The sequence below is a fragment of the Peribacillus sp. Hz7 genome (assembly GCF_042136355.1).
GTDB classification, from domain to species: Bacteria; Bacillota; Bacilli; order Bacillales; family DSM-1321; genus Peribacillus; species Peribacillus asahii_A.
Map to the genome: position 1 here is coordinate 1 of NZ_JBHHJV010000007.1, position 24,540 is coordinate 24,540.

Annotated in this window: 25 protein-coding genes and 1 rRNA gene; 9 read left to right on the forward strand and 17 right to left on the reverse strand. The window is 38.3% G+C overall.

Annotated elements, in window-relative coordinates; all coding sequences use genetic code 11:
* Both ACE199_RS11295 and ACE199_RS11300 read right to left on the reverse strand, forming a co-directional pair.
* Positions 1–342 (reverse strand): 16S ribosomal RNA (locus ACE199_RS11295); the annotation flags it as partial.
* A 271-nt stretch (positions 343–613) separates the two neighbouring features.
* Positions 614–1,477, reverse strand: a complete 864-nt coding sequence (locus tag ACE199_RS11300) for a nucleotidyltransferase-like protein (RefSeq protein WP_375349871.1) — start codon at positions 1,475–1,477, stop codon at positions 614–616.
* Positions 1,478–1,725: 248 nt separating this feature from the next.
* On the opposite strand from ACE199_RS11300, the gene ACE199_RS11305 reads away from it, so the two are divergent.
* Positions 1,726–2,073: a YgzB family protein gene (locus tag ACE199_RS11305; protein WP_127759099.1), complete on the forward strand. Its 348-nt coding sequence runs from the start codon at positions 1,726–1,728 to the stop codon at positions 2,071–2,073.
* A 35-nt stretch (positions 2,074–2,108) separates the two neighbouring features.
* Here the strand turns inward: ACE199_RS11305 and perR are convergent, their stop codons facing one another.
* The 7 genes from perR to ACE199_RS11340 form a co-directional block, all read right to left on the reverse strand.
* The gene (gene perR, locus ACE199_RS11310) at positions 2,109–2,552 is read right to left on the reverse strand and encodes a peroxide-responsive transcriptional repressor PerR (RefSeq protein WP_127759098.1); all 444 of its coding nucleotides are present in this window, start codon (positions 2,550–2,552) and stop codon (positions 2,109–2,111) included.
* A 154-nt stretch (positions 2,553–2,706) separates the two neighbouring features.
* Positions 2,707–3,651, reverse strand: a complete 945-nt coding sequence (locus tag ACE199_RS11315; protein ID WP_375349872.1) for a D-2-hydroxyacid dehydrogenase — start codon at positions 3,649–3,651, stop codon at positions 2,707–2,709.
* Between the two features lie 186 nt (positions 3,652–3,837).
* Entirely contained in the window at positions 3,838–4,308 is a 471-nt protein-coding gene (gene bcp, locus ACE199_RS11320) for a thioredoxin-dependent thiol peroxidase (RefSeq protein WP_127759096.1), read from the reverse strand.
* Positions 4,309–4,372: 64 nt separating this feature from the next.
* Entirely contained in the window at positions 4,373–4,792 is a 420-nt protein-coding gene (locus ACE199_RS11325; protein ID WP_119118811.1) for a potassium channel family protein, read from the reverse strand.
* Positions 4,793–4,942: 150 nt separating this feature from the next.
* The gene (locus ACE199_RS11330) at positions 4,943–5,728 is read right to left on the reverse strand and encodes an ABC transporter permease (protein WP_119118812.1); all 786 of its coding nucleotides are present in this window, start codon (positions 5,726–5,728) and stop codon (positions 4,943–4,945) included.
* Between the two features lie 4 nt (positions 5,729–5,732).
* Entirely contained in the window at positions 5,733–6,524 is a 792-nt protein-coding gene (locus ACE199_RS11335) for an ABC transporter permease (protein WP_375349873.1), read from the reverse strand.
* A gap of 41 nt (positions 6,525–6,565) precedes the next feature.
* Positions 6,566–7,573, reverse strand: coding sequence for an ABC transporter ATP-binding protein (locus tag ACE199_RS11340; RefSeq protein ID WP_375349875.1), 1,008 nt, complete (start codon positions 7,571–7,573; stop codon positions 6,566–6,568).
* 177 nt (positions 7,574–7,750) lie between these two features.
* On the opposite strand from ACE199_RS11340, the gene ACE199_RS11345 reads away from it, so the two are divergent.
* The 4 genes from ACE199_RS11345 to ACE199_RS11360 all read left to right on the forward strand — a co-directional run bounded on the left by ACE199_RS11345 (position 7,751) and on the right by ACE199_RS11360 (position 16,268).
* The gene (locus ACE199_RS11345; RefSeq protein WP_375349877.1) at positions 7,751–9,046 is read left to right on the forward strand and encodes a glutamate-1-semialdehyde 2,1-aminomutase; all 1,296 of its coding nucleotides are present in this window, start codon (positions 7,751–7,753) and stop codon (positions 9,044–9,046) included.
* A gap of 319 nt (positions 9,047–9,365) precedes the next feature.
* Positions 9,366–13,838, forward strand: coding sequence for a glutamate synthase-related protein (locus ACE199_RS11350; protein ID WP_375349878.1), 4,473 nt, complete (start codon positions 9,366–9,368; stop codon positions 13,836–13,838).
* Between the two features lie 216 nt (positions 13,839–14,054).
* Positions 14,055–15,149: an FUSC family protein gene (locus ACE199_RS11355; protein WP_375349879.1), complete on the forward strand. Its 1,095-nt coding sequence runs from the start codon at positions 14,055–14,057 to the stop codon at positions 15,147–15,149.
* A gap of 219 nt (positions 15,150–15,368) precedes the next feature.
* Complete coding sequence (locus tag ACE199_RS11360; protein ID WP_252292978.1) at positions 15,369–16,268, forward strand: EamA family transporter; 900 nt, start codon at positions 15,369–15,371, stop codon at positions 16,266–16,268.
* 99 nt (positions 16,269–16,367) lie between these two features.
* Here ACE199_RS11360 and ACE199_RS11365 read toward each other — a convergent pair whose 3' ends face one another.
* The 5 genes from ACE199_RS11365 to fabL all read right to left on the reverse strand — a co-directional run bounded on the left by ACE199_RS11365 (position 16,368) and on the right by fabL (position 20,611).
* Positions 16,368–18,116 (reverse strand): ABC transporter ATP-binding protein, encoded by a 1,749-nt coding sequence (locus tag ACE199_RS11365; RefSeq protein WP_375349881.1) that lies wholly within the window; start codon positions 18,114–18,116, stop codon positions 16,368–16,370.
* Positions 18,117–18,200: 84 nt separating this feature from the next.
* On the reverse strand, positions 18,201–18,731 hold the full coding sequence (ntdP, locus tag ACE199_RS11370) for a nucleoside tri-diphosphate phosphatase (protein ID WP_252292972.1): 531 nt from the start codon (positions 18,729–18,731) through the stop codon (positions 18,201–18,203).
* A 392-nt stretch (positions 18,732–19,123) separates the two neighbouring features.
* Positions 19,124–19,372, reverse strand: a complete 249-nt coding sequence (locus ACE199_RS11375; RefSeq protein WP_127759087.1) for a YgaB family protein — start codon at positions 19,370–19,372, stop codon at positions 19,124–19,126.
* Between the two features lie 166 nt (positions 19,373–19,538).
* Positions 19,539–19,796, reverse strand: a complete 258-nt coding sequence (locus tag ACE199_RS11380) for a gamma-type small acid-soluble spore protein (RefSeq protein WP_375349883.1) — start codon at positions 19,794–19,796, stop codon at positions 19,539–19,541.
* A gap of 65 nt (positions 19,797–19,861) precedes the next feature.
* On the reverse strand, positions 19,862–20,611 hold the full coding sequence (gene fabL / locus ACE199_RS11385) for an enoyl-[acyl-carrier-protein] reductase FabL (RefSeq protein ID WP_127759085.1): 750 nt from the start codon (positions 20,609–20,611) through the stop codon (positions 19,862–19,864).
* A 72-nt stretch (positions 20,612–20,683) separates the two neighbouring features.
* Here fabL and ACE199_RS11390 point away from each other — a divergent pair, with 72 nt between their 5' ends.
* A complete protein-coding gene (locus ACE199_RS11390) occupies positions 20,684–20,908 on the forward strand; it encodes a hypothetical protein (protein WP_119118824.1) in 225 nt (74 codons plus the stop codon).
* A 67-nt stretch (positions 20,909–20,975) separates the two neighbouring features.
* Here the strand turns inward: ACE199_RS11390 and mutY are convergent, their stop codons facing one another.
* Entirely contained in the window at positions 20,976–22,094 is a 1,119-nt protein-coding gene (gene mutY / locus ACE199_RS11395; RefSeq protein ID WP_375349885.1) for an A/G-specific adenine glycosylase, read from the reverse strand.
* A gap of 208 nt (positions 22,095–22,302) precedes the next feature.
* Here mutY and ACE199_RS11400 point away from each other — a divergent pair, with 208 nt between their 5' ends.
* Entirely contained in the window at positions 22,303–23,280 is a 978-nt protein-coding gene (locus ACE199_RS11400; RefSeq protein WP_375349887.1) for a metal-dependent hydrolase, read from the forward strand.
* Positions 23,281–23,434: 154 nt separating this feature from the next.
* Here ACE199_RS11400 and ACE199_RS11405 read toward each other — a convergent pair whose 3' ends face one another.
* Positions 23,435–23,701: a YfhJ family protein gene (locus ACE199_RS11405; protein WP_375349888.1), complete on the reverse strand. Its 267-nt coding sequence runs from the start codon at positions 23,699–23,701 to the stop codon at positions 23,435–23,437.
* Positions 23,702–23,812: 111 nt separating this feature from the next.
* Here ACE199_RS11405 and ACE199_RS11410 point away from each other — a divergent pair, with 111 nt between their 5' ends.
* Together ACE199_RS11410 and ACE199_RS11415 are read left to right on the forward strand one after the other, a co-directional pair.
* Positions 23,813–23,968: a small, acid-soluble spore protein K gene (locus ACE199_RS11410; RefSeq protein ID WP_127759080.1), complete on the forward strand. Its 156-nt coding sequence runs from the start codon at positions 23,813–23,815 to the stop codon at positions 23,966–23,968.
* 21 nt (positions 23,969–23,989) lie between these two features.
* Positions 23,990–24,127: a YpzG family protein gene (locus ACE199_RS11415; protein ID WP_375349890.1), complete on the forward strand. Its 138-nt coding sequence runs from the start codon at positions 23,990–23,992 to the stop codon at positions 24,125–24,127.
* Positions 24,128–24,169: 42 nt separating this feature from the next.
* Here ACE199_RS11415 and ACE199_RS11420 read toward each other — a convergent pair whose 3' ends face one another.
* On the reverse strand, positions 24,170–24,481 hold the full coding sequence (locus ACE199_RS11420) for a YfhH family protein (protein WP_127759078.1): 312 nt from the start codon (positions 24,479–24,481) through the stop codon (positions 24,170–24,172).
* Positions 24,482–24,540: the final 59 nt, after the last annotated feature.

Consider the following 24,540-nt stretch of genomic DNA (forward strand, 5'->3'; position numbering starts at 1 on the left):
TGGGCCGTGTCTCAGTCCCAGTGTGGCCGATCACCCTCTCAGGTCGGCTACGCATCGTCGCCTTGGTGAGCCGTTACCTCACCAACTAGCTAATGCGCCGCGGGTCCATCTGTAAGTGATAGCCGAAACCATCTTTCCATCTTCTCTCATGCGAGAAAAGAAACTATCCGGTATTAGCTCCGGTTTCCCGAAGTTATCCCAGTCTTACAGGCAGGTTACCCACGTGTTACTCACCCGTCCGCCGCTAATCTCAGGGAGCAAGCTCCCATTGATTCGCTCGACTTGCATGTATTAGGCACGCCGCCAGCGTTCGTCCTGAGCCAGGATCAAACTCTCCGATAGAATTTGACTTGCTCATGTTGCACTTTTTTATAGTGTGTGCTCACTTAAAAAAATTAACGTTGGCGCTTTGTTTTGTTCAGTTTTCAAAGAGCAATTTAGTATCACTTATTTCTCAAGCGACTTTTACATCTTACCACATTAACTTCTTACTCGTCAATATGTTTTTTATTTTTTAACCTTCACCTCGAAACGTGATGTTTCTCAGCGACGTTTATTAATATATCACGCTCTTTGTTTACCGTCAATATCAAACATAATTTTTTTAAAAAAATTATGTTTGATAATATCTATGAAAAACTCCCTGCCCTTTTGTTTCTACTTTAATGGATTGTATAACATGCTTTTCTATTAAGTATTCAACTAACACACTTAAGTCCACTGTATAGTGTATAAGCTCCGGATGATTCATTAGTTCAGCAATCGTCCACGGCTCTTCTTTCGTTTCCATGATTTCAAGCAAGTGCTGTGAACCAATACTTATTCGAGAATGAATCAAAAATTCACTAGCTAAAAATAAAAGCTCTAATCTTTTTTCTAGTGTTTCTTCACTGCTGACTAATTCTTTATACAATTTATAAATTTCTGGTTCAATAAGTTTTACTTGATTCCATACTGTTGCTTCCGGATAAAATCCTTGTTCAATAACTTCTAAACGTGCTAAATGATGAAGGGAATGAACAATATGATTAAACGCGTCTAGAAAATGCCCATTCTCAAACAATGCTCTACCATCTGTATAGCGACGGATTAACTTCGCAAATTCCAAACCTTTCTTTAATTTCCGACCATAAAAAGGAAACTCTCGAATTTCCGTTTTAAGTTGTTTTAAGTATTCATTACGATCAAACAATATCTTACCTTCTTGAATCCAATTCACAACTTTTCGATTCGTGCCTAAAAGAAGCCACTTTTTTAATTGCTCTTCCTGAACAACGTGCAGGGCAGCTTTTTTCTCTTTATACATATAGTGTTTAACAAATACTGAATCTTCTGCTTCATTTACAATTACAAATAGGATGTAATCAAATGTATCTGTAATCAAACTAGCGTCTTCACTTTTTTCAATTAATAAAATTCCAAGAGTGGATTGCAAACTAGCACGTTCTTGATAAATAGGGCGAAGGATATCCTCCATCTTCTCTTCCTCCAAAAGCTTTATTTAGGCACTGTTATTAAATTTAAACGTGATTTTAGCTCACTTTTCACAAAGTGAGCCGCGTCCGAAAAACTTAATTATAACAGAGCCATTTTTTAAATTTCTACAAAACTCTTCATAATCCTGCTAAATCCTAATATAGATATGATTTCTTTCTTGACCCCAAAAATATTTTTCATTTTTTTCCATAAACCATCTGTGATATAGTTATTTCAGGAGGGACTACCATGGCTAAATATTCTAGTAAAATCAATAAAATCAGAACATTTGCATTAAGTTTGATTTTCATCGGTTTCCTTGTTATGTACCTCGGTATTATCTTCAAATCACATCCGATTGTGATGACAATCTTTATGCTTCTCGGTCTTTTATGCATTATGGCAAGTACAGGTGTGTATCTTTGGATTGGAATGTTATCTACTAAAACAGTCCAAGTTCTTTGTCCAAGCTGCCAGAAGCCTACCAAAATTTTAGGAAGAGTGGACATATGTATGCACTGTAATGAAGCGCTCACACTAGACAAAAGCTTGGAAGGCAAGACATTCAACAAAAAATATAATCAAAGGCAGCTATAAAAGAAAAAAGTTCCAACCAAAAAGGTGGAACTTTTTTAATGTGCTTCTTTTTTCGAACAATCTGGACATTGTCCGTAAATTTCCATCCGGTGTTCATTCACTTTAAATCCTGTAACCTGAGCAGCAAAATGTTCAACTTCATCCAATGCAGGATAATCAAAGTCCACAATCTTTCCGCAACTTTGGCAAATAACATGATAATGATTCGTTGTCACAAAATCAAATCTTGCAGAAGAATCACCATAGGTTAGTTCTTTCACCAATCCAACTTCGCGAAATACTCTAAGATTGTTATAAACAGTAGCTACACTCATGTTCGGGAATTTCCCTTCCAACGCTTTGTAAATATCATCTGCTGTTGGATGAGACATGGAGTTTATTAAATATTCCAGTATCGCATGTCTTTGAGGAGTTATTCTAACACCGGTATCTTTCAAGGAATCTAAAGCTTCTTTTAATTGAATTTCAGACACCGCCATACACCTCTTTTTCTAATTAAGTATAAATTATTAAATTATAATATTTATAAATAGTGTACCTGTTATCGACTTATTTTGTCAATATTTCTACTACTAAATATACTCCATTATACGAGGATTCATCGCTTTTTATTAGTTTTTTATACAAAGCTTTTTAATATCCTCTGTTTATATCAATGACATTGATATATTGTTTACCATTTGATACATACTCTTGTAAATTTTTCTCGAATATCACGAAACAGCGCGGCAAATATTGATCACTTTGACTTGATACATGGGGAGTTACTATAACATTTTCCATATTCCAATAAGGATGATTCCGTGGAAGTGGCTCAGATTCAAACACATCCAAAACAGCATGTGTAATTTCCTGTTTCTCTAACGCTTGAAGTAAAACGGATTCTTTAACGAGATCCCCCCGACCGATATTGATAAATACAGCACTGCTCTTCATTGCCTGAAAATGTTTCTCCGTTAAGATATACCGTGTCTCTTTCGTGCTCGGTAACACTGAAACGATGTAATCAGCTTGAGGTAAAACAGCTTGTAATTCTTCCATTTTATAAAGAGTATCAATATGCTCAACACCCTGACCACTGCGATTAATACCTAGTGTTGTCATTCCAAACGCTTTAGCTAATCGAGCAATCTCTCCACCAATCGCCCCTGTACCAAGAATAAGCATTGATTTACCATGTAATTCTCCCATTACGATACCGCTCTGCCAATTTTCATCACGCTCTTGCTGAATTAATTGTTTTAGTCTTTTTTCATATTGCAGCATCATTCCAAATGTATACTCAGCCATAGGAATTTTATGAATGCCTCTAGCATTGGTGACAAGAATTCCACGCTCTTCAATTGACTTAAAAGGCATTTTCTCCAAACCTGCGCTCATCACCATAATCCATTTAAGCTTCTTTGCTTTTTCAATATGCTCGTCGGTTAAGTCCTCTCCATATGTAATCAGCACTTCCGCTTCAGCCAAGCTTTTGTCGTTCCATACCTCTTCATATTTGAATGTTACATTAGAAAACGCTTGCTCAATATGCTGTTGAATTTCTTCTGATGGTGTAATGGTTGAAACAATAAGCATCTTGCTCATTCTCCTTTCACTCTTCTTATTCATTTAGAGTCTTTTATACAATAAAAAAACACGGGAACCTTAGTCCCGCGCAACTAGTTTGTGAGGAGGTATTCCCTTACTACAAGCATATTCATCTACGCTTGTTTTGAATTGGACAAAAGCCTTTCCAACTGAAAATAGGCATACCTTCTCCGACTATTCACCTAAACTTCGAACATATTCAAGAGCTTCTTCTACATGCCCTTTTACTTTTACTTTCCGCCATTCTTTCACAAGTACCCCTTCTTTATCAATTAAGAAGGTAGAACGTTCAATTCCCATATATTCTTTACCGAAATTTTTCTTTAGCTTCCATACTTCATAAAGCTCTGCTACCTCATGCTGGTCATCTGCTAATAAAATAAATGGGAGACCGTGTTTTTCGATAAATTTCACATGTCTTTCAACCGGATCCGGACTTACTCCAATAATCACAGCATTTAATTGTTCAAACTGCTCATGCTGGTCGCGAAAATCACACGCTTCTGTTGTACAGCCAGGTGTCATATCTTTCGGATAAAAATATAACACAACATGCTTACCTTTAAAATCTGCTAACGAAACCATTTCTCCACGATGATCACGGACGCGAAAATCAGGGGCTTTCTCACCAATATGAACTGTCATGATATGTACCTCCATCTTTCTTTCTCATCGTAATCGTACTCAAATATGATAAGAAAGACAACTTTCATTTATCCTTTCTATCAAAATGTTCCATCTCAATCACTGTCCGAATGACAAAAGCAGCTGGTAACGTATATCCAATAAATGCTTGGATTGTTGCAATAATCCGCCCTACCCCAATGGGACTAATATCTCCATAACCAACTGAAAACATCGTCATCGCACTAAAGTAAAAAGCTGTTTTTAATTGCTCTGAAAAATTCCCATCTAATCGATTGCCCAAATCTAATATAACTGCATAATTTTGCAGCTCAAATAATAAATAAATGAGTGCAAAACCAACTAAAATTGTCGTATACAAATTACCAAGCCATAGTAAGTTTTCCACTGAAAATCGCTTTTGTTCTGAATCCGCTAAAAAAAGTGTTCGAATACTCATCGTCATACAAAAAACGACGCCAACGACCAATACATAAAACATCATAAGAAACGCCTCATTTCAAAAGCAACTCATACCCTATCTTTACTCTTTGTCCTAGCGATATATGACCTTTATGGAGTGAACTTCATCCTGAAGGCTCCTTTATTCATCCTGACGTCAAAACTCCCTCCAACATCAGTTGAAGGGAGTTGCTTAATTTCCTGCTCCACGATATTTTTTTATGCCTTGATTCCAAATCATCACAGACACCGTAAAAAAGACAAGCCCGACAACCGGTGTTAAAAATGAGAAAATGTACCACTCTTCCTTGCCAAGGAAGTATGAAGCGGGATATACGCCAACAAAAGCAAATGGCAGTACCCATGTAAGCATAAAACGAATCACTTTATTATAAATATCCACTGGATAACGACCATAGTTGCCGATATTATACATCATCGGCATAATCGATGTTTTAGAATCCGACCAAAAGCCAACACTTGCGATAACGATAAACACGGATGCATAAGCAAGTGCCCCGCCTATTGCAAATAGCACAAATAAAATCGGATCATACCAAGCAAGCTCAAGCCCTAAATTGGCTCCTGCATAAAAAATGATAATAAAGCCCGTCACTAACCCAAACAACGATTCTAGCTCCATTCTCTCAATCACAACTTGAAATAAACTATGAATCGGCCGCGTCAAAATACGGTCCATTTCTCCCTTTACAATATATCGATCATTGAAATCCCATATATTAAAAAACGCTGAAAATAACGCATATGGAATAAGGAAGAAGCCGTAAATAAAAATAATTTCATCTCTGTTCCATCCGTTCAAAAACTGTGTGTGGCCAAAAACGACGAGAATAAACACTAAATTCACCGTCTGATTGAATAAATCAGATAAAATTTCCACAATGAAATCTGAGCGGTATTCCAGTCTCGTCTTCATATATTGACTAACATATTGAAAAAAGATTCCTATATAAAACATTTTCTCAACCTCCTTGAATAATGAGCTGTTTTTTAGCTACTATCCATAAGAGTTGAATCGGGATAAGCAGAATAATTACCCAAATACATTGTTGACCTAACGCCATCAAAAGCTCACTATGACTAAAGCCGTTTGTAAAAATCATACTCGGTATATAACTAATCCCTTGAAATGGTAAGTACTGCATTACATCTTGCGCCCACAATGGGAAAAAGCTAATCGGTAAAAGTAATCCGGAGAATAAATCCACTATTACTCTTTTAGCGCGAATTAAACCGGTATTGTTATAGAAGAAAAAGGCCATAATTCCTGTTAATAAATTAATTTGAGTATTAATAATAAAACTAAATAGCAGCGAAATGGCGAAGTACCCCCAAGTTGCTCCATTATACGGAATATGTACTTGGAAAAGAAGCGTGACGAGAATCATTCCTGGTATCGAAAAAAAGAAAAAACGGAAAATTCCCTCCCCTAATCCAGCCATCGTCTTCATTCCTAAATAATGATAAGGTCGAAGCAGCTCAATGGCGACCTTGCCATCCTTAATCTCCATGGCAATTTCTCGGTCAATATTATTAAAATAAAACGCTCGCGCCATCCAAGCAATCGCAACATATGAAGTCATCTGCTCAATCGTTAATCCTTCAATGGATCCTTTATCTCCATAAATGGCACTCCATAAAAAATAATACGCCCCAATATTAATCGTATAAATTACTATTCCTGTGTAGTAATTCAATCGGTACGCCAACATCATTAAGAAGCGCATCCGAATCATCTCGATGTATTTACTCACACTCTCTCCCCTTTCATCTGTTCTGTTCACTTTAGCAAAGGTCAGACAGTGCCTGTTTCATATATATTTCGCACAATTTCCTCAATAGATGTTTCATGAATTTTAACATCCTTAATAGGAAAAGAAGTAATGACGGTCGAAATGAGCTGTGAAATGTGATCGCCCTCATCTTTAATAACAGCTAAATACGTATGATTTTTTTCATCATACTCCCATATAACCGGAAATGATAAAGGCAATGCTTCCAACTCTGCTTGTTGGACAGGCTTTACAAACTGAAAATGGACTTCCTTATCTTCTCCCCAGTTTTCTTTTAAGCTTTGCAATTCCCCGTCATAAATAATTTCTCCGCTATCAAGCATGACAACTCGTTCACAAAGCGCCTCAATATCTCCTAGATCATGAGTCGTTAATAAGATGGTCGTATTGTATTTTTCATTAATCTCTTTTAAAAATTCACGGATTTTTAATTTAACAAGTACATCTAAACCAATCGTAGGCTCATCTAAAAATAAAAGGGGCGGGTTATGAATTAAAGCAGCAGCTAACTCACAGCGCATACGTTGCCCAAGCGAAAGCTTCCGAACCGGTTTATCAAGCAACGGCTCAATATCGAGCGTTTTAATTACATGATTCATATGTTCGTTATATTGCTCATCTGATACTTTATATACTTTTTTCAACAATCGAAACGATTCTTGTACAGCAATATCCCACCAAAGTTGTGAGCGTTGTCCAAACACAACCCCAATCGTCCGGGTGAATTTTTCGCGCTCCCGATGCGGATTCATACCATTGACTACAATTTCTCCTGAGGTTGGAGTTAAGATGCCTGTTAACATTTTAATTGTTGTCGATTTGCCTGCTCCATTTTCTCCGATATAAGCGACCATTTCTCCTTGTTTCACTGTAAACGAAATATCATTGACCGCAGGCACAATTTTATAATTTCTTGTTAATAGGTCACGAAAAGCTCCCTTCAACCCAGAGCGGCTTGAATACGATTTAAACTCTTTCCGCAACCCCTTCACTTCAATTGCATTACTCATTCCATAGTCCTCCAATAAAATTCCTGTCTAATCACTTAGTTTATCCAATGACGTTTCTATAAACAATAGAAACGCTTAAATTGTCGCACACAATATCCCAGCCTTCATGTTTTTCAAAGCAAAAAGTGCTATGATGGTGTATGAATATTTGTAAGTTTATTTAGGAGGCTTTTCATAATGAAATTCACTAATTCTGAGCGTTTACATAAAGAGGCTCTCGAACATATCGTCGGTGGTGTAAACAGCCCTTCCCGTTCATATAAAGCAGTCGGCGGCGGTTCACCTGTAGTCATGGAACGTGGACAAGGCGCTTATTTTTGGGATGTCGACGGAAATAAATACATCGATTATTTAGCAGCTTACGGTCCAATCATTACAGGGCATGCTCATCCTCATATTACAAAAGCCATTACACATGCAGCAGAAACAGGTGTCTTGTATGGAACACCAACAAAACATGAAATTAAATTTGCGAAAATGCTTAAAGAAGCCATGCCAAATCTAGAAAAAGTTCGTTTTACAAACTCGGGCACAGAGGCCGTTATGACAACCATTCGTGTTGCTCGCGCTTATACAGGCCGCGATAAAATTATCAAGTTCGCTGGCTGCTATCACGGACATTTCGATCTTGTACTCGTTGCAGCTGGGTCCGGTCCTTCCACGCTCGGTACGCCTGACTCTGCTGGTGTAACAAAAAACAGTGCTCAAGAAGTCATTACCGTCCCATTTAATGATATTGAACCATTTAAAGCAGCTCTGCAAAAATGGGGTCCTGAAGTAGCTGGCGTACTCGTTGAACCGATTGTCGGCAACTTTGGAATTGTGGAACCTAACAAAGGGTTTCTTGAAGAAGTGATTCAGTTATCACATGAAGCTGGTGCTGTCGTTATTTTTGATGAAGTCATTACCGCATTTCGTTTTATGTACGGAGGCGCTCAAGATCTACTAGGAGTTCAACCAGATTTAACAGCCCTTGGAAAAATTATTGGCGGCGGACTGCCTATCGGTGCATACGGTGGAAAAAAAGAAATTATGGACACAGTTGCTCCACTCGGCCCAGCTTATCAAGCTGGGACAATGGCAGGAAATCCAGCTTCCATGTTATCAGGCATCGCTTGTTTAGAAGTCTTACAAGAAGAAGGTCTTTATAAAGAGCTTGATCGTTTAGGAAAAATATTAGAGGATGGTATTTTACAATTAGCAGAGCAATATCATGTTCCAATTACGATTAACCGTCTTAAAGGCGCCTTAACGATTTATTTCACAACTGAAAAAGTTGAAAATTACGAGCAAGCAGAAAACACAGACGGAGAAATGTTCGGTAAATTTTTCAAATTGATGCTCCAACAAGGAATCAATCTAGCTCCATCTAAATACGAAGCTTGGTTCTTAACAACCGCTCATACAGAAGAAGATATTACGTATACATTAAAATCCGTAGAGCACGCTTTCAAACATTTAATGACTAAGTAAGGAAGAAAAAACTCCTCGAAAACAGCATGCATGATTTCGAGGAGTTTTTTTTGCTCTTCTCCGCTGTTCTATAATCGTTCTTAAAAAGAGATTAGACTTTCTTAATCAATCTACTATACATTTACACGCAATTGATTTCTGAATATTTAGATGATATCATTAACTTATATTTCCATTTTCAATCCTTTATCTTATCATTCCATTTATTAAAAAGTTAAATACTTTATTTACTTTTCATATGAGTTTTCTTGCACGATTACAAGTTCTGTAGGAGGTGAAAGGCAGTTAATAAGGTGGATCCTTATTACGAGCCGAACAAATGACTCAACAATGGAACCCAGCTACTTTTAAAGAGTTTTATAAAGAAGAACATGATGCTTGTGGCATCGTTGCTTGTATTGAAAAAAAAAGAGTGCCCACAAATGAAAATATTTTCGCTTGTATTCATGCACTAGTGAAAATGAATCATCGCGCCGGATTTATTAACGGAGAAGGCGACGGTGTCGGGATTCATATTGATATTCCAAGAGCTCTTTGGAAAAAGAAATTAGCCGCAAAAAATGTAGATCCTAACCTTGTTGACAGCAACCAGTTCATTGTTGGCCACTTATTTTTAAGCACAAAAGAAAATACTCACAAACTAAAAACAGAAGTTAAAGAAAAACTCCTTCAGCATGGACTATCCTTAGTGTTCGAAACAGATCAAGCCTATAATCAAGACGCATTAGGCCCGATTGCCATTCAAGAAAACCCTGTCTTTTGGCAGTTCGCCTGTACAGCAAACACGAAACAACAGTCTGAACTATCCAGTATACTATTCGAACTCATTCTCACAATTGAAAAAAATCATCATATTCACGTCGCTTCTCTTAGCCAATATCATGCGGTATACAAAGTGATGGGCGCCGGTGATATTCTACCTAAATACTATCCAGATTTGGCAGATCCCGTGACAGCTTCAACGATGACATTAGGTCATAATCGTTTTTCAACTAATACATTATCCAGCTTCTTCCGCGTACAGCCCTTTAGTGTGCTCGGTCATAACGGAGAAATTAATACAATCGCTAAACTGCGTGATGAAGCAAGAATGATAAATACCCCGCTCGCCAAGGACGGAAGTGATTCCCAAGATTTAAACCGAACAATCGAAACATTTATTTATCGCCATAACTTCTCATTATTCGAAGCTGTAGATTTAGTCTTCCCGCCTATTATTAATGAAATAAAAGTCTATCCTGCTCATCTTCAAAATCTATATACGTATTTAAGAGAAGCTTGGGGACATTTCGCCCAAGGTCCTGCGGCCATCATTTCCCGTTTCGGCGACGAAGCTGTATTCTCTGTTGATTCATTAGGCTTACGTCCTCTTTGGCAGCTTGAAATAGAATCATCCTATTTATTTTCTTCAGAACCAGGCATCATCTCTTCTTCTGCGTACACAGGTGATCCAAAACCGCTTGGTCCAGGAGAAAAAGTCGGCTTAAAATGGGAAAAGGATTCTATTAAACTGTATAACTATAAAGCTTTTCAAGAAGAAATTTATGAACGATTTAAAAAACGATTTACTTTGGCTCATGATAGCGTGCGTCTCCAAACACCAGCCTTCAAAAAAGTGGTGACGACAACACAGCCTGAAGCCATTCATAATGGTCAGTACAAAGCATTCGGTTGGGAAAGAGAACATATTCAATTAGTCGAACAAATGGCGGAAAAAGGAGTCGAGCCGATTCGTTCCTTAGGGCATGACGCACCGCTTGCAGCTCTTAATCCACAGCGGACCAATATCGCTGACTTCATTAAAGAAAGCGTAGCCGTTGTGACAAATCCAGCAATTGACCGCGACCGGGAAACAGAACATTTTTCTACACGAACCATTATCGGCAAACGCCCGACACTGTTCGCTGCTGAACAAGCTGGAAAAGTAACGGAATTATTAACACCGTTGTTAATAGAAGGACAGCTTGGCTATGACTGTTCAAGCTTTATTCAACAGCCTAGCTATGATCAAATCGTTCACTATTATGAAACAGAAAAGCAGGCTACCTTTATTTCTACGACATTTACTGAAACAGAAAGTATTTCGGACGCACTAACTAGAATTACAGCTGAAGCAGTGACTGCTGTTAATGCAGGCAAAACCTTGCTTATTCTTGATGATCAAGAAGCTCATCAAAACGGCAAACTGTGGCTCGACCCGCATTTAATTACATCAACTGTTGATCAAGTGTTAGTCCAAACAGGCAAACGACGCGACTGTTCTATCTTGTTACGTTCTGCTGCTCTTCGATCCCTGCACGATATTATTCTTGCTTACGGTCTTGGGGCCAATTTAATTAGTCCTTATTACATGTTCTTCTCCCTCTCTACAGAAGAAACTACGCCTTCTGTTAACCTATATCAGGCTTTAACAAAAGGACTAGAAAAAGTCATTTCGACGATTGGGATTCATGAGCTGCGTGGATATGGACGCTTGTTCTCAAGCATCGGCCTGCATGAAGAAATTGTTCAATATTTAAAGATTGTCAACTTTTTCGGTTCCCATGAATTAGGCTATAATTTCGATGCGCTCAAAGCAGATGCCATTCAGCGTGCAGCAGATTATCAAAATGAAAAAGAACGTATCAGCAAAACCTTTCACCTGTTTCCACGAATTTGGAAATCGATCGGTGAAATGGCTACAACCGGAGAGTACGATGCCTATCGGGAAAAAATTTCTGAACAAGAAGGAAACAATCCAACAGCGATAAGACACTTAACGTCCTTTAAGACAACAAATACATCGCTTTCTGCCGAAGACGTGACCATTTCAATAAAGGATCATGATTTGCCATTCGTTATCGCTTCCATGTCATTTGGATCGCAAAACGAAACAGCTTTCCGCGCTTATGCAGAAGCAGCCAATCGACTGAACATGATTAGTATGAATGGAGAAGGCGGAGAAATTAAAGATATGCTCGGTAAATATCCGAAAACTCGCGGACAGCAAATCGCATCCGGCCGTTTCGGTGTCAATGCAGAGCTCCTTAACTCTTCTAACCTATTAGAAATCAAGATTGGGCAAGGTGCAAAGCCTGGTGAGGGCGGCCACCTTCCAGGCTCCAAAGTAACAGCCAAAATTGCGGAAGCACGAAATGCAACGATTGGCTCTGACTTAATCTCGCCATCTAATAATCATGACATCTATTCGATTGAAGACTTAGCGCAAATGATTCATGAGCTAAAAACGGCGAATGATAAAGCAAAAGTAGCGGTTAAAGTGCCTGTCGTTCCAAATATCGGCACCATTGCTGTCGGCATTGCAAAAGCAGGGGCGGATATTATTACGCTTTCTGGTTTTGATGGCGGTACAGGAGCCGCCCGGATTCATGCACTGGAACATGTAGGGCTTCCTGTTGAAATTGGAGTAAAAGCTGCTCACAATGCTCTTCTTGAAGCAGGACTTCGTCAACAGGTTGAAATTTGGGCAGATGGCGGGTTAAAAAGTGCCGCTGACATTTTAAAAGTAATGCTGCTCGGTGCCAATCGTGTCGGCTTCGGTACATTATCAATGATTGCCGTAGGCTGTACAACATGCCGCGGCTGCCATTTGGATACATGTCATGTTGGCATTGCGACACAGATTGAATCAGAAGCACAAGCAAAGGAACATGGTTTACGACGTTTTGTGCCGCGTAAATTCGATTTAGCCGTTCTCGGTTTAACGAATATGTTTACCGCCTTCGGAAAAGAGTTAAAGGCATTAACTGCTTCTCTCGGCGTGAAAAACCTTCAAGATATTGTCGGTCGTTCAGATTTATTAGAACAAGTAAAAGGATTTGATTCATTAAATTTAACATACTTGTTAAAAACATTAGATATTGAACCATTTTCTAATATAGAAACTGCTCCTTACTTAAATGAAAGTGCTGTACAGGTAGCCGTAGGAGCAGAATATTTAGATGCACAAGTGGAAGATTTACAACAATCTCGCTCGTATAGCTCCATCACATCTGAGCAGCGTGTGCTTGGAAGTCGAGTATCTTGTCACCGTGTTCGCGATCGACTAGATGGCTCCTATAAACAGCTTCCCCCTGTTCAGTTGTCTTATCAGGATGGATCGATTCCAGGAAACGGTTTAGGCGCTTATAATAGTGAAGGAATCTCGATTAAAGTGAACGGCGGCGCACAAGATGGTATTGGTAAGACCGCAATTGGAGGAAATATTTTCATCTTCAAATCGCAAGGGAAAGACGGCAACTTCTACAACGGCTCTGTTGGGAAAGGCTTCGGGTATGGCGCACAGCATGGATTGCTCATCGCTCAGGGTGACGCTGATGCACGCGCAGGTATTCGTCTATCTGGTGCCGATATAATTATTGGCGGTCAATTAAAACAGCCAATCCCAGATAATGAGCAAGGAAATATCGCAGTCTCTGCCAATATTAAAGGTTTTGCTTTTGAATATATGACAAATGGTAGGGGGTTAGTGTTAGGAGATCCAGGTCCATGGATTTGTGCTGGTATGACAGGTGGTGTCATTTATTTACGCCATCAACCAGAAGCTGGCTTAACAAAAGAGACTCTTAAACGGCGAATTGCCAAAGGAGCAAAGGTGTCCATCGATCCTTTAAATGACGAAGGCGTGAAAGATATCGAGGAACTACTAGGCAATTATGTGACCTTATTAAACGAACAAGGTCAACGAGAGGAAGCTGCCTCCCTCGAGATACTACTCCAAGAACCGAAGAAGCATTTCATTCAAGTTGTACCAGTCAAAGAACAAGCGGACCCATCTGTATCAACAGAGTAATTGATTAATTAAAAAGCTAATACGCATAAAAAACTGGCTTCCACATTAAAGGAGCCAGTTTTTTATGCGTAATCAGACATATACTAATTGTAACAATAGTTAAAATATTGATTTACCTATTGAAACTATAAGATAAACCTTGTATATTACAGTTGTTTACTTAATTGCTAATTAGCAAAATGTTACAAACTATAAACTTTGAAAGGATTTAAATATATGAAGTTAGGCGCCCGCATTCTTAAGACGGGAATAGCAATTGTTTTAGCACTTTACTTATCCGAACTGCTAAATCTTCCTGCCCCTATGCTTTCTGGAATCGCCGCAATCTTTGCGATTCAACCGACGATTTATCGCTCCTATCAATCCGTCTTAGAACAAGTTCAGGGAAATCTGATTGGTGCGATTGTAGCCGTCACTTTCGTTTTACTATTTGGAAATGATATTTTCATTATTGGTTTGGCTGTGATGATTGTCATCACAATCAATATTCAGTTAAAAATGGAAAATACGATTATCCTTTCTATTGTGACCGTCATTGCGATTATGGAAACACAAACTGGAGATTTTCTCGAATTTGCCTTTATTCGTTGTTCTTCCGTTTTACTTGGAATTCTCTCCTCTTTTCTCGTCAATCTTGTGTTCTTACCGCCTAAGTATGAAACAAAGCTATATAACGGGATTACAGCGACTACTGAAGATACATTAAAATGGATTCGCATTAGCACACGGCACGCTTCTGATCAAATGCTACTAAAAAAAGACATCAATCGTTTAAAAGAGGATTTATTAAAAATTGAACAAACGTATTCTATGTTCAAAGAAGAAAGAGAGTATTTTAAAAAGAATAATCTGGCCAAATCAAGAAAGTTAGTCGTCTATCGACAAATGTTGATTACCACTAAAAAAGCGTTTGAAACATTAAAACGGATTCATAAGTTTGAAAATGAAATTAATCATTTACCTGAAAATTTTCAACGCAAACTTTTACAACATCTTGATTATTTAAGCCATATGCACGAGCAGCTTCTCCTTCAACATATTGAGAAAATCAAATCAATTAGTCACCTTGAAGAATGGAGCGGTGAAGATTATTTAAGTCAACAAGAATTACTTACACTCTTTTTTGAACAACATTATAACCTAGATGCCGTACATGATGACGAGGAACATGTATCAACAAGAATTGTCCCTTTAATCTCAGCCATTATGGAATATGGCGAACAGCTCGATCATTTAGAAAAACTCATCGTCAGCTTCCAATCTTTTCATAAAGGAGTCAACGAAGTCTCTGTTGAGGAAGAGACTGATTAATAACTAAAGGCTGGCCTGAATCAGCCTCTAGTATTTAATAAACCTGCTTTAAAAAATAATTTGACTTTTTGTAAGCACGTCATTACTCTTAACTATATAACTCTAGTTAAACTTGGCTCTTAGCTGAGAGACGAAATTTTAAAAGGTTTCCTTTTTTCGTTCGTCACTTGTCGATTACGACAAGTGACGTTTTTTATTTTTACAAAGGAGTGTTAGTTCATGCAGCTATTAAAGTATTCAATTATGATGTTAATTGGAGCCATTTGTTACGGAACATTATCATCTTTAATTAAAATCGGCTATTCCAACGGCTTCAATCCAGGAGAACTAGTCGGTTCACAATATGTAATCGGGTGGGTTATTATCGCAATCGTTTTCCTTTTTTCAGGTTCTTATCGCGTTTCTTGGAAGCACACAGGATTATTGTTACTAACAGGAATGTTAGCTGCTTTGGTCGGTAAAACATATGCTGTTTCAGTACAAGAGCTTCCTGCCTCTGTCGCCGTTGTCTTTCTCTTTCAATGCATTTGGATGGGAACTGTTATTGAATGTTTATTAGTTAGAAAATGGCCAGGTAAAAATAGACTGATAGCGATTGGTCTAGTTTTTGTCGGCACATTATTAGCTGGAGCTATTTTCGGCCAATCCCTTTCTGCCCTAAGCATAAAAGGTGTTTTATTCGGGTTGCTTTCCGCCCTTATTTTTGCAATCTATATGTTCTGTAATGCTCGTTTTGCGACAAAAGTTAAGACAACTTCTAGATTATTTTATATCGGGACAGGAGGTATGCTAGCCGCTGCCGTCACAGCTAACCCTGTTCAATTAGTCACACGAATCATCACAACGGACTTGTGGCAAATCGGTATCTTACTCGGCCTGCTTGGAGTCGCCATTCCTTTCTTCCTCTTTGCCATCGCCTTGCCGAAAGTAGGAGTTGGATTAGGTGCGATTCTTTCTGCTGCGGAGCTGCCATCTGCTATGGTTACAGCTGTTCTTTTATTAGGAGAATATGTTTCTCCCCTGCAATGGTTTGGGATCAGCTTAATTGTTGTTGGAATGCTCTTACCGGATATACAGCACTATATCAAGAAATCAAAAAACACCATGAAAATAGCGTAAAAAAGGGTGCCGCCGAAACGCAGCACCCTTTTTTGTAAAGATAGGTTCTTGTTAAATAACGTGTTGATGTTTAGCTCATTTAGACCAAAATCGTCTTTCTTATGCATCCAGCTGTTGAACTTGAAAAAGCTGATAATAATGCCCCTTTTTTTTCATCAATTCATCATGTGTACCAACTTCGACAATTTCTCCATGCTCAATCAATACAATTCGATTGGCATGAGTAATCGTCGATAAACGATGAGCAACAATAAAAGTCGTTCGATCATGCGCCAATTTATCAAGCGCTTCCTGAATATAATGTTCACTTTCTAAATCAAGGGCCGAAGTCGCCTCATCCAGCACTAAAATCGGCGGGTTTTTTAAAAATACACGAGCAATCGCCACGCGTTGTCTTTGTCCGCCAGATAGCTTGATTCCTCGTTCTCCTACCTTCGTATCGTATCCGTCAGTTAAATTCATAATAAAATCATGCGCATTTGCAGCCTTTGCTGCCGCCATAACCTCATCATCTGTCGCCTCTGGATTTCCCATCAAAATATTCGCCTTTACCGATTCGCTAAACAAAATATTATCTTGAAGGACCATCCCGATTTTATCTCGAAGACTACGAACTTTTAAATCACGAATATCCTTCCCATCTAGTAAAATACGCCCTTCTGTAACATCATAAAATCGTGGAATTAAACTAACTAACGAGGACTTTCCACCTCCGCTCATCCCAACGAGTGCAATAGTTTCTCCTTGATTCACCTCTAAGTGAATCTGCTTTAAAGTCCGCTCTTCTGTTTCATCATAGGCAAAAGAAACATTTTCAAATGTAATATTCCCTGCCACCTTCTCTAACTCTACAGCTCCCGGCTTATCCGTAATATCATACTTTTCATCCACAAATTCAAACATACGATCCATAGACGCTAATGTTTGGGTTAAAGTTGTCGAAGAGTTAACTAAACGACGAAGCGGATTATACAAGCGATCAATAAATCCAATAAAAGCAACCATCTCTCCTAGTGACAGTCCTCCGTGAATCACTTGATACCCTGCATATCCAATGACAACAAGCGGAGCTAGATCCGTAATCGTATTGACAACAGCAAATGATTTAGCATTCCAGCTCGTATGTTGTAATGCTTTTTCAAGAAAGTTCTTGTTTTGTTGATTAAACTGTTCTTGCTCATACTCCTCCCTCGCAAAGCTCTTAATCACCGACATCCCTTGTACCCGTTCCTGTAAATGGCTCTGCACATCGGCGAGTGCCTGCGAACGGTTTCTCGTTAATGCTCGAAGCTTGCCAATAAAATGCTTAACCGAAAAGATATAAAACGGCAAAAGCAGTAACGAAACAATCGTTAGGGGCACATCCATCGAAAACATAATCACAATCGCAATGACAATAGTAGCAAGGTCAAGCCACAAATTCATTAAGCCTGTAATAATAAAATTCTTTGTCTGCTCTACATCTGTGATAACCCGCGAAACGACTTCACCAGCCCGATGATTCGCATAATACTTGAAGCTCAACTTTTGAATATGAGTAAACAATTGATTGCGAATATCAAATAAAATTTTAGATCCTGTCCATTGCGCAAAATATTGACGGAAATATTCAATCGGCGGCCGAAGTACAATGAAGACAAAGGCCATAATCGCCATAACCCAAAATAGTCGTTCTGTTTTTGTATCAGTCGATATTGTATGATTAGCAACAATGTCATCAATTACATACTTTGTAAGCAAGGGAAGAAGCAGTGGTATAGCAAATTTTAATAAGCCAATAATAATTGTTGCGAAAATAATCCATTTATACGGCTTTACAAATTGCAAATATCTCTTTACGCTGTCCACATAATTTCTCCTTATTATTTAAGTCTTTACAATACGTGTAGCCAAAGAAAAAGCCTGTTGATAATCCAACAGGTTTCCCCCTCATTAACGATATGTTAAATAACGTTCATACCATGTGTCAATAAACTCTGCCGAAAACGGCCCTTTTCGTTGACGTATCATATAAATCAGATAATCAACGTTTCTCTTTAAAATGTTATCAATTGCATCTGGATAACTCATCAGTTTTCGATGTCTTTCGTACTCATCCTCATCCAATAAATTAAACGTCATATCCGGGAATACTTTTATGTCTAAATCATAATCAATATATTTCAGCGCTTCCTCATCATACGTAAATGGAGAACTGATATTGCAATAATAATACACACCATCTTCTCTTAACATTCCAATTACATTAAACCAGTATTTAGAGTGAAAATAACAGATAGCCGGTTCTCTAGTAATCCACGTTCTTCCATCAGATTCTGTTACCATCGTGCGATCATTAGCTGCAATGACTAAATTTTGCGTTCCTTTTAAAACTGTTGTTTCTTCCCAGATTCGGTGGATATGTCCGTTATGCTTATAACTTTGGATTTGGATTTTCCCTCCCTCGGTAGGAACAATCCCCATGGTTTCTCTCCCTACTTTCTATAGGCACCCTATTTCACATTACTGTGCCTGATTCCTAAAACGATTCATGTGTTCAATATATTTAAACTTTTCCATTTTTCTTATATTCCTTTATTATAACGATTTATTGATAAATTTAAAACAAAAGAGACCAATCTATTAGTAAATAAGTGTAAAAAGTCGAAATATTGTGACCTTCTACAGCTCCCTTTACCTATAAATTAGCCTCTTTTATCCAAATTTTCATCTCACACTTAATGGGCAGCCGGACCCTTAAAAAAAAGGAAGATAGGTAGGGAAGCTGCCCGTAAAGATTTGATTATTTCAATGAACCATCAGCAGGGATGAAGGTACCCTCCCTGAGTGGACATTTCACTTTATCTAAACTTTTATTACAATGCCGCTTGTTCTAATTGAAAATGACGGATGACTTCTTCCGTTTGCTTTTCAAATACTTTTTGAATTTCTGCCAGTTCGCTCTTCTTCTGTTCTATTTCTTCTTGAATAGAAACGGCACCTAGTTCTTGCAATACCCGAAGCTGTCTTTCAATCTCTTGACAGCGCTCAATTTCTGATTGCAAAAATAAAAGCTTGTCCATTGTTTGTAACTGCACACCAATCAAACGGTCGAATTCCTCCATTTTATGCACCTACCTTACCTTTATTTTCTTTATTATGTATATTCTTTATTTTTTGTAAATTACCTTCAATAAATTTTGTAAAGCAAACAGAACTTTTGTCGAAAAAGAATCATGCAACATAAACAAAGCACCCTTCTACTAGAAGGATGCTTTTTGCGCTGTTTGGTTAGCGTTTTGCTCTGCTTTGAGACTGTTGGTTTTGTTGTCTTACTTCTTGAGCACTTGTTTCACTTGCGAATTCCGTACCAAACTGTCCTGCTGAAGCGTTTTGTCTTGCTCCAGCACCTTGTTGAGATTGTTGGTTTTGTTGTCTTACCTCTTGAGCATTTGTTTCACTTGCAAATTCCGTACCAAACTGTCCTGCTGAAGCATTTTGTTGTTTCACTTTAGCAACATTTGTACCTGTTTGTGTTTTTTTAGCCATTGAAATCACCTCCACGATAATAAGATAACCATCATCGCGAAGACTATTCTAGAAAAAAGAAAAAATTAAACAAGTAATGAAATACCGCCGTCAACAATAATCGTTTGACCACGAATCATGCTTGCACCGTCAGAAATTAAAAACATAATCGTATTGACCATATCATCCACTTCCACCATGCGGCCTGCCGGTGTTTCTTCGGCTGCTTCTTTAAGCAGCTGCTCTCGGTTTGGGAAATGCTTCAATGCATCTGTATCAATAGCTCCACCAGAAACTGCATTTACACAAATGTTTTTTGGAGCTAACTCCACCGCTAAATAACGTGTCAATGCTTCTAATGCTGCTTTTGAAACGCCTACAACTGTATAATTCTCTAAATAACGAATCGAACCAAGCGAACTAATACTCACGATTTTCCCGCCGCCATTTCGCTCCATTAGTTTAGCTGCTTCTTGAGCACAAAACAGAAGAGCTTTCGAATTAATATCCATGGTCCAATTCCAGTGCGATTCTTCTAACTCCATTAAAGGACGCTGAACACCGGAAGCGGCATTGCTAACGAACACATCTAATCGACCATAATATTCTTCAATTTCAGCAAACATTTTTTTCACTTTTTCAATATCGCCCACATTCGCTTTGATAACGAGTGCTCTGCGCCCCATCGCTTCAATTTCAGCGGCTACTTCCATTGCTTTTGTTTTACTGCGTGCATAATTAATGACAAGGTCATATCCTGCCTCAGCCAATTTTAATGCCGTACTTCTTCCTAATCCTTTACTACTTCCTGTTACAAGTGCAACTTTTTGTGTCATTTGTTTATTCCGCCTTTCCAAGTATAAAAGTTTATTTTTTAAAGAGAATAAGCAAAAAAGGAGTGTTTTTCAATGTATGTAGGTCGTGATATGACCGAGTTATCCATGTTACCAAAATCAAAATGGAATCAAGATGAACTCGCTTATTTCCATCACTCTCTTCAACAAATGGTACCTTATTTAAATCAAGAAGGACAGACTATTCATCGAGAAATTATCGAGGAAATTGAAAACCGAGGAGGACTGCATCGACAAGAGGCAGACTATACTCACGGTACCGAAGTAAAATTCGATTAACTCCCTCTAGCGTATGTGTCCAACCACATACGCTAGCTTTTTATTATAAAGGTTAGGAGCAGCTTGCCTAATCCATCACATAGGTTTGTTGATAGGACTTCCATATTTTTTGATGAGAAACAGGAAAAGCATATTGCTCTAGCTCTTCCTTACTCACCCATTTTAAATTCTGTTCTTTCATCACACTTTCTTCAATATCCGTTAAGAGGCTCCCTCTATAAGCGTCTATTCTCCAAACTAAATGAGAAAAGACATGGTCCAGCGTAGTAAACGAATCAGATAGTTTCACGTCCGTTCTATAACTTTCTAAAAAGCTTGCTTCAAAAAAAGCACGTTTTGGCTGAATCGACGTATGCATTTCATAATTCGGAAATTCCCATAAGTTAGCAAGAAGACCTTCTGAAGAACGTTTATGAATTAAAAACTCATCCCGTTCATTCTTCAAAACGGCAGCTACAATTGGTACATCCCGTGTTTTTTTCTTTTGAATTTTAACTGGTAATTCCGTCTGAATACCAGCAGCAAAAGCTTGACAATGTTTTTGAACAGGGCAGAGTAAGCAAGCTGGTTTTCCTGGCGTACAAATAAGAGCTCCTAGCTCCATTAAAGCTTGATTAAAGGCTGAAGGGTCTTCATGGGAGATTAAAGCCCGTACGGCTGTCTCAAAGGTTTTGCGTGTCTTCGGTTTTGCAATATCTTCATCAATAATTAAAATACGAGATAACACCCTCATTACATTTCCATCAACAGCTGGCTCCGGTTTTCCATATGCAATGCTTAAAATCGCTCCTGCCGTATAAGGACCGACACCTTTTAACTTAGAAATTTCCTCCGGGCTATCCGGAACAACACTGTTATATGTTTCTTTCACCTCTTTCACAGCACTATGCAAATTTCGAACACGTGAGTAATACCCAAGTCCTTCCCACGCTTTTAAAATTTTTTCTTCATCGGCTTCAGCAAAATCGTCTAACGTTGGAAACCATTCGATAAACCGGTTAAAATATGGAATAACCGTATCAACCCTCGTCTGCTGCAACATAATTTCCGATACCCAAACCCGATAAGGATCTTTATTTTCACGCCAAGGAAGATTTCGTTGCTCCGCTTCAAACCAATCAATTAAATCATTCTGAAATGATTCTTTGTCTATATTTAATAAAGATTGTTCAAGTTTATCGTTCACTTTCTTTCCTCCACAGATGTTAAACCCTTTTAAAAAATTGGGCATATATATAGTATAAAAACGCTCCTTTCATTGTACTATAAGCCCGTTATTTGATGCAGGATAAACAAAAATCCAATAATTGGATAGAAGTTAAACTATATTCGTTTGGTGGATGAACAAAAATAAGTTATGATGATACTATCTAAGGCTTAAGGAGGTCTCACGTTTGGATACCGGCACTCACTTTGTTATGGGAATTGCACTTGGAGGGCTCGCAACTCTAGATCCAGTTGTAATAGAAGGTTCGATTACCGCTCAAGCAGTGCTTGTAGGTACGATTTTAGGCTCCCAAGCTCCTGATCTTGATACAATTCTTAAATTACGCAATAATGCAGTCTACATAAGAAATCATCGTGGAATTACTCATTCAATCCCTGCCGTTTTGCTATGGCCAATTGTGATTAGCGCTGTCATCTTTGCCTTCCTGCCTCAAGCCAACTTTCTTCATTTATGGCTTTGGACATTTCTAGCTGTTTTTCTTCATGTTTTTGTCGATATTTTTAATGCCTATGGTACACAAGCACTTAGACCGATTTCCAAAAGGTGGGTTGCTCTTGGCGTCATTAATACGTTTGATCCCTTTATCTTTGGCATTCATGTAGTGGGGTTAATTTTATGGGGCTTCCATCTCCCTCCAGGAAGTCTATTTCTCACCATGTATGGCATTATTGTTTTGTATTATATCACCCGTTTTAGAGAACGGACTTTAGTCAAAAGAGCCGTTCGTCGACAAATTCCGAATGCTACAAAAATCGTGTTATCGCCTACTATGCGATTTCGACGTTGGAAGATTGCCGTGATGACCAATAAAAAATTCCATGTCGCTCGTGCCGAAAATGGGCACGTGACGATTCTTGATACATTTGACCGAATCCCGCTGCCAGATAGTGCGGTATTAGAAGCAGCAAAACATGATGTAAATTTAGCTGCCTTCCTTTCTTTCTCCCCTATTTATCGTTGGGAAATTGAAAAGACGGAACATTATTACGCGGTTCGTTTTATTGACTTGCGTTATCGAAGTAACGGCTACTATCCTTTCATTGCTATCGTTCATCTCGATTACAATTTAAATATTTTGAATTCCTATACAGGTTGGATTTTTAGCGAAGCCAAACTGCAAAAGAAATTGAACATTATCTTATAGCAGGTTAATCGGGCATTTGAAGTTCATCTCATTTAACCAGTAGACTATGTTATAGAATGCTGTTGATTTTTGAGCCATTTTTGATGAACAATATAGTTTATCAAAAATGATTCAAAAAAGCTGAAGGCACCAGTAATTCCGTGCCTTCAGCTTTTTAATGAAGTTGATCCGAATTTCGTAACAAATGTTGATATTTAGGGTTTTGAGCAACAAACTCATGAAACTTTTCACCATACTGATCAATCCAAGTATTTACCACTCGAAACGTCATCTCTTTTCCAGCATATTCATGCCCTGCCTTAGCATAGGTGGATTCAAAATCTTCCCATAATAATTCAACCCACGTTAACGCTTGTTCATGAGACATTTGCATATTTTTTTCTAACAGCTTCTTCGTTAGCCTTTCATGGTAATCATTCATTAATATCACCTCGTTACCAATATTTTTGCGACATTTCTCCACGAATCATGACTCATACTAGTAGTACGCGGAAACGCGTTTTTCACTTTTAACGATCTGGAGGGAACATGATTGCGAAATAAAGAAAACGGTTTTCCAAATCAAAACAGCGATAAATTCCAAGGCGAACCTCGGGCTAAACCTGAGTTTTCTTCCAAACGTGCTGATGGATCCATCAACACTCATCCGCAGGAACGTATGAGAGCATCTAACAAGCGAAATACTTAAATATGGGGAGTGATGAACAGCATGGCAAACAAGCGATTTTTAGGAAAATTTCAAAATCCACATCAAAGCCCTAAACATACATGGAGACAAATTAACGGCGAGACAAAAGAAACTCAAAAAAACGTTATTCTCCAAGCAATGACAAGAAGACAATCTTAATCAATATAGGCTGACTCCTTTACGCTTGAGTCAGCCTCTCCCTTATTTTAACATCGAAATAGGCAACGCCTCTTCTTTCCCATGACCACCTAAGCGATATCCCCATGCAAAAACACCGTTCATATAATCAATTTTAAAATAAACACCAGGGTCTCCTTCAATTTGATAAATTTCCCCCGGTTTAAAATCATCTGGATTTAATAAATAGGCTTTTGCCATAGTTGCTTTTCTTTCTAATACGGCATACTCATTTTCCATGCCTAACTGCTCTGCTTTTCGAGCCTTTTCAGTCAATGTTGCAATTTCTTGCTGCAATTCATATGGTGACATCAAGCTGTATCTTACATCATTCATCTATATGACCCCTTAATTATTGAATTCGTTCCATTCCATATTAACGAAAAAATGAACGT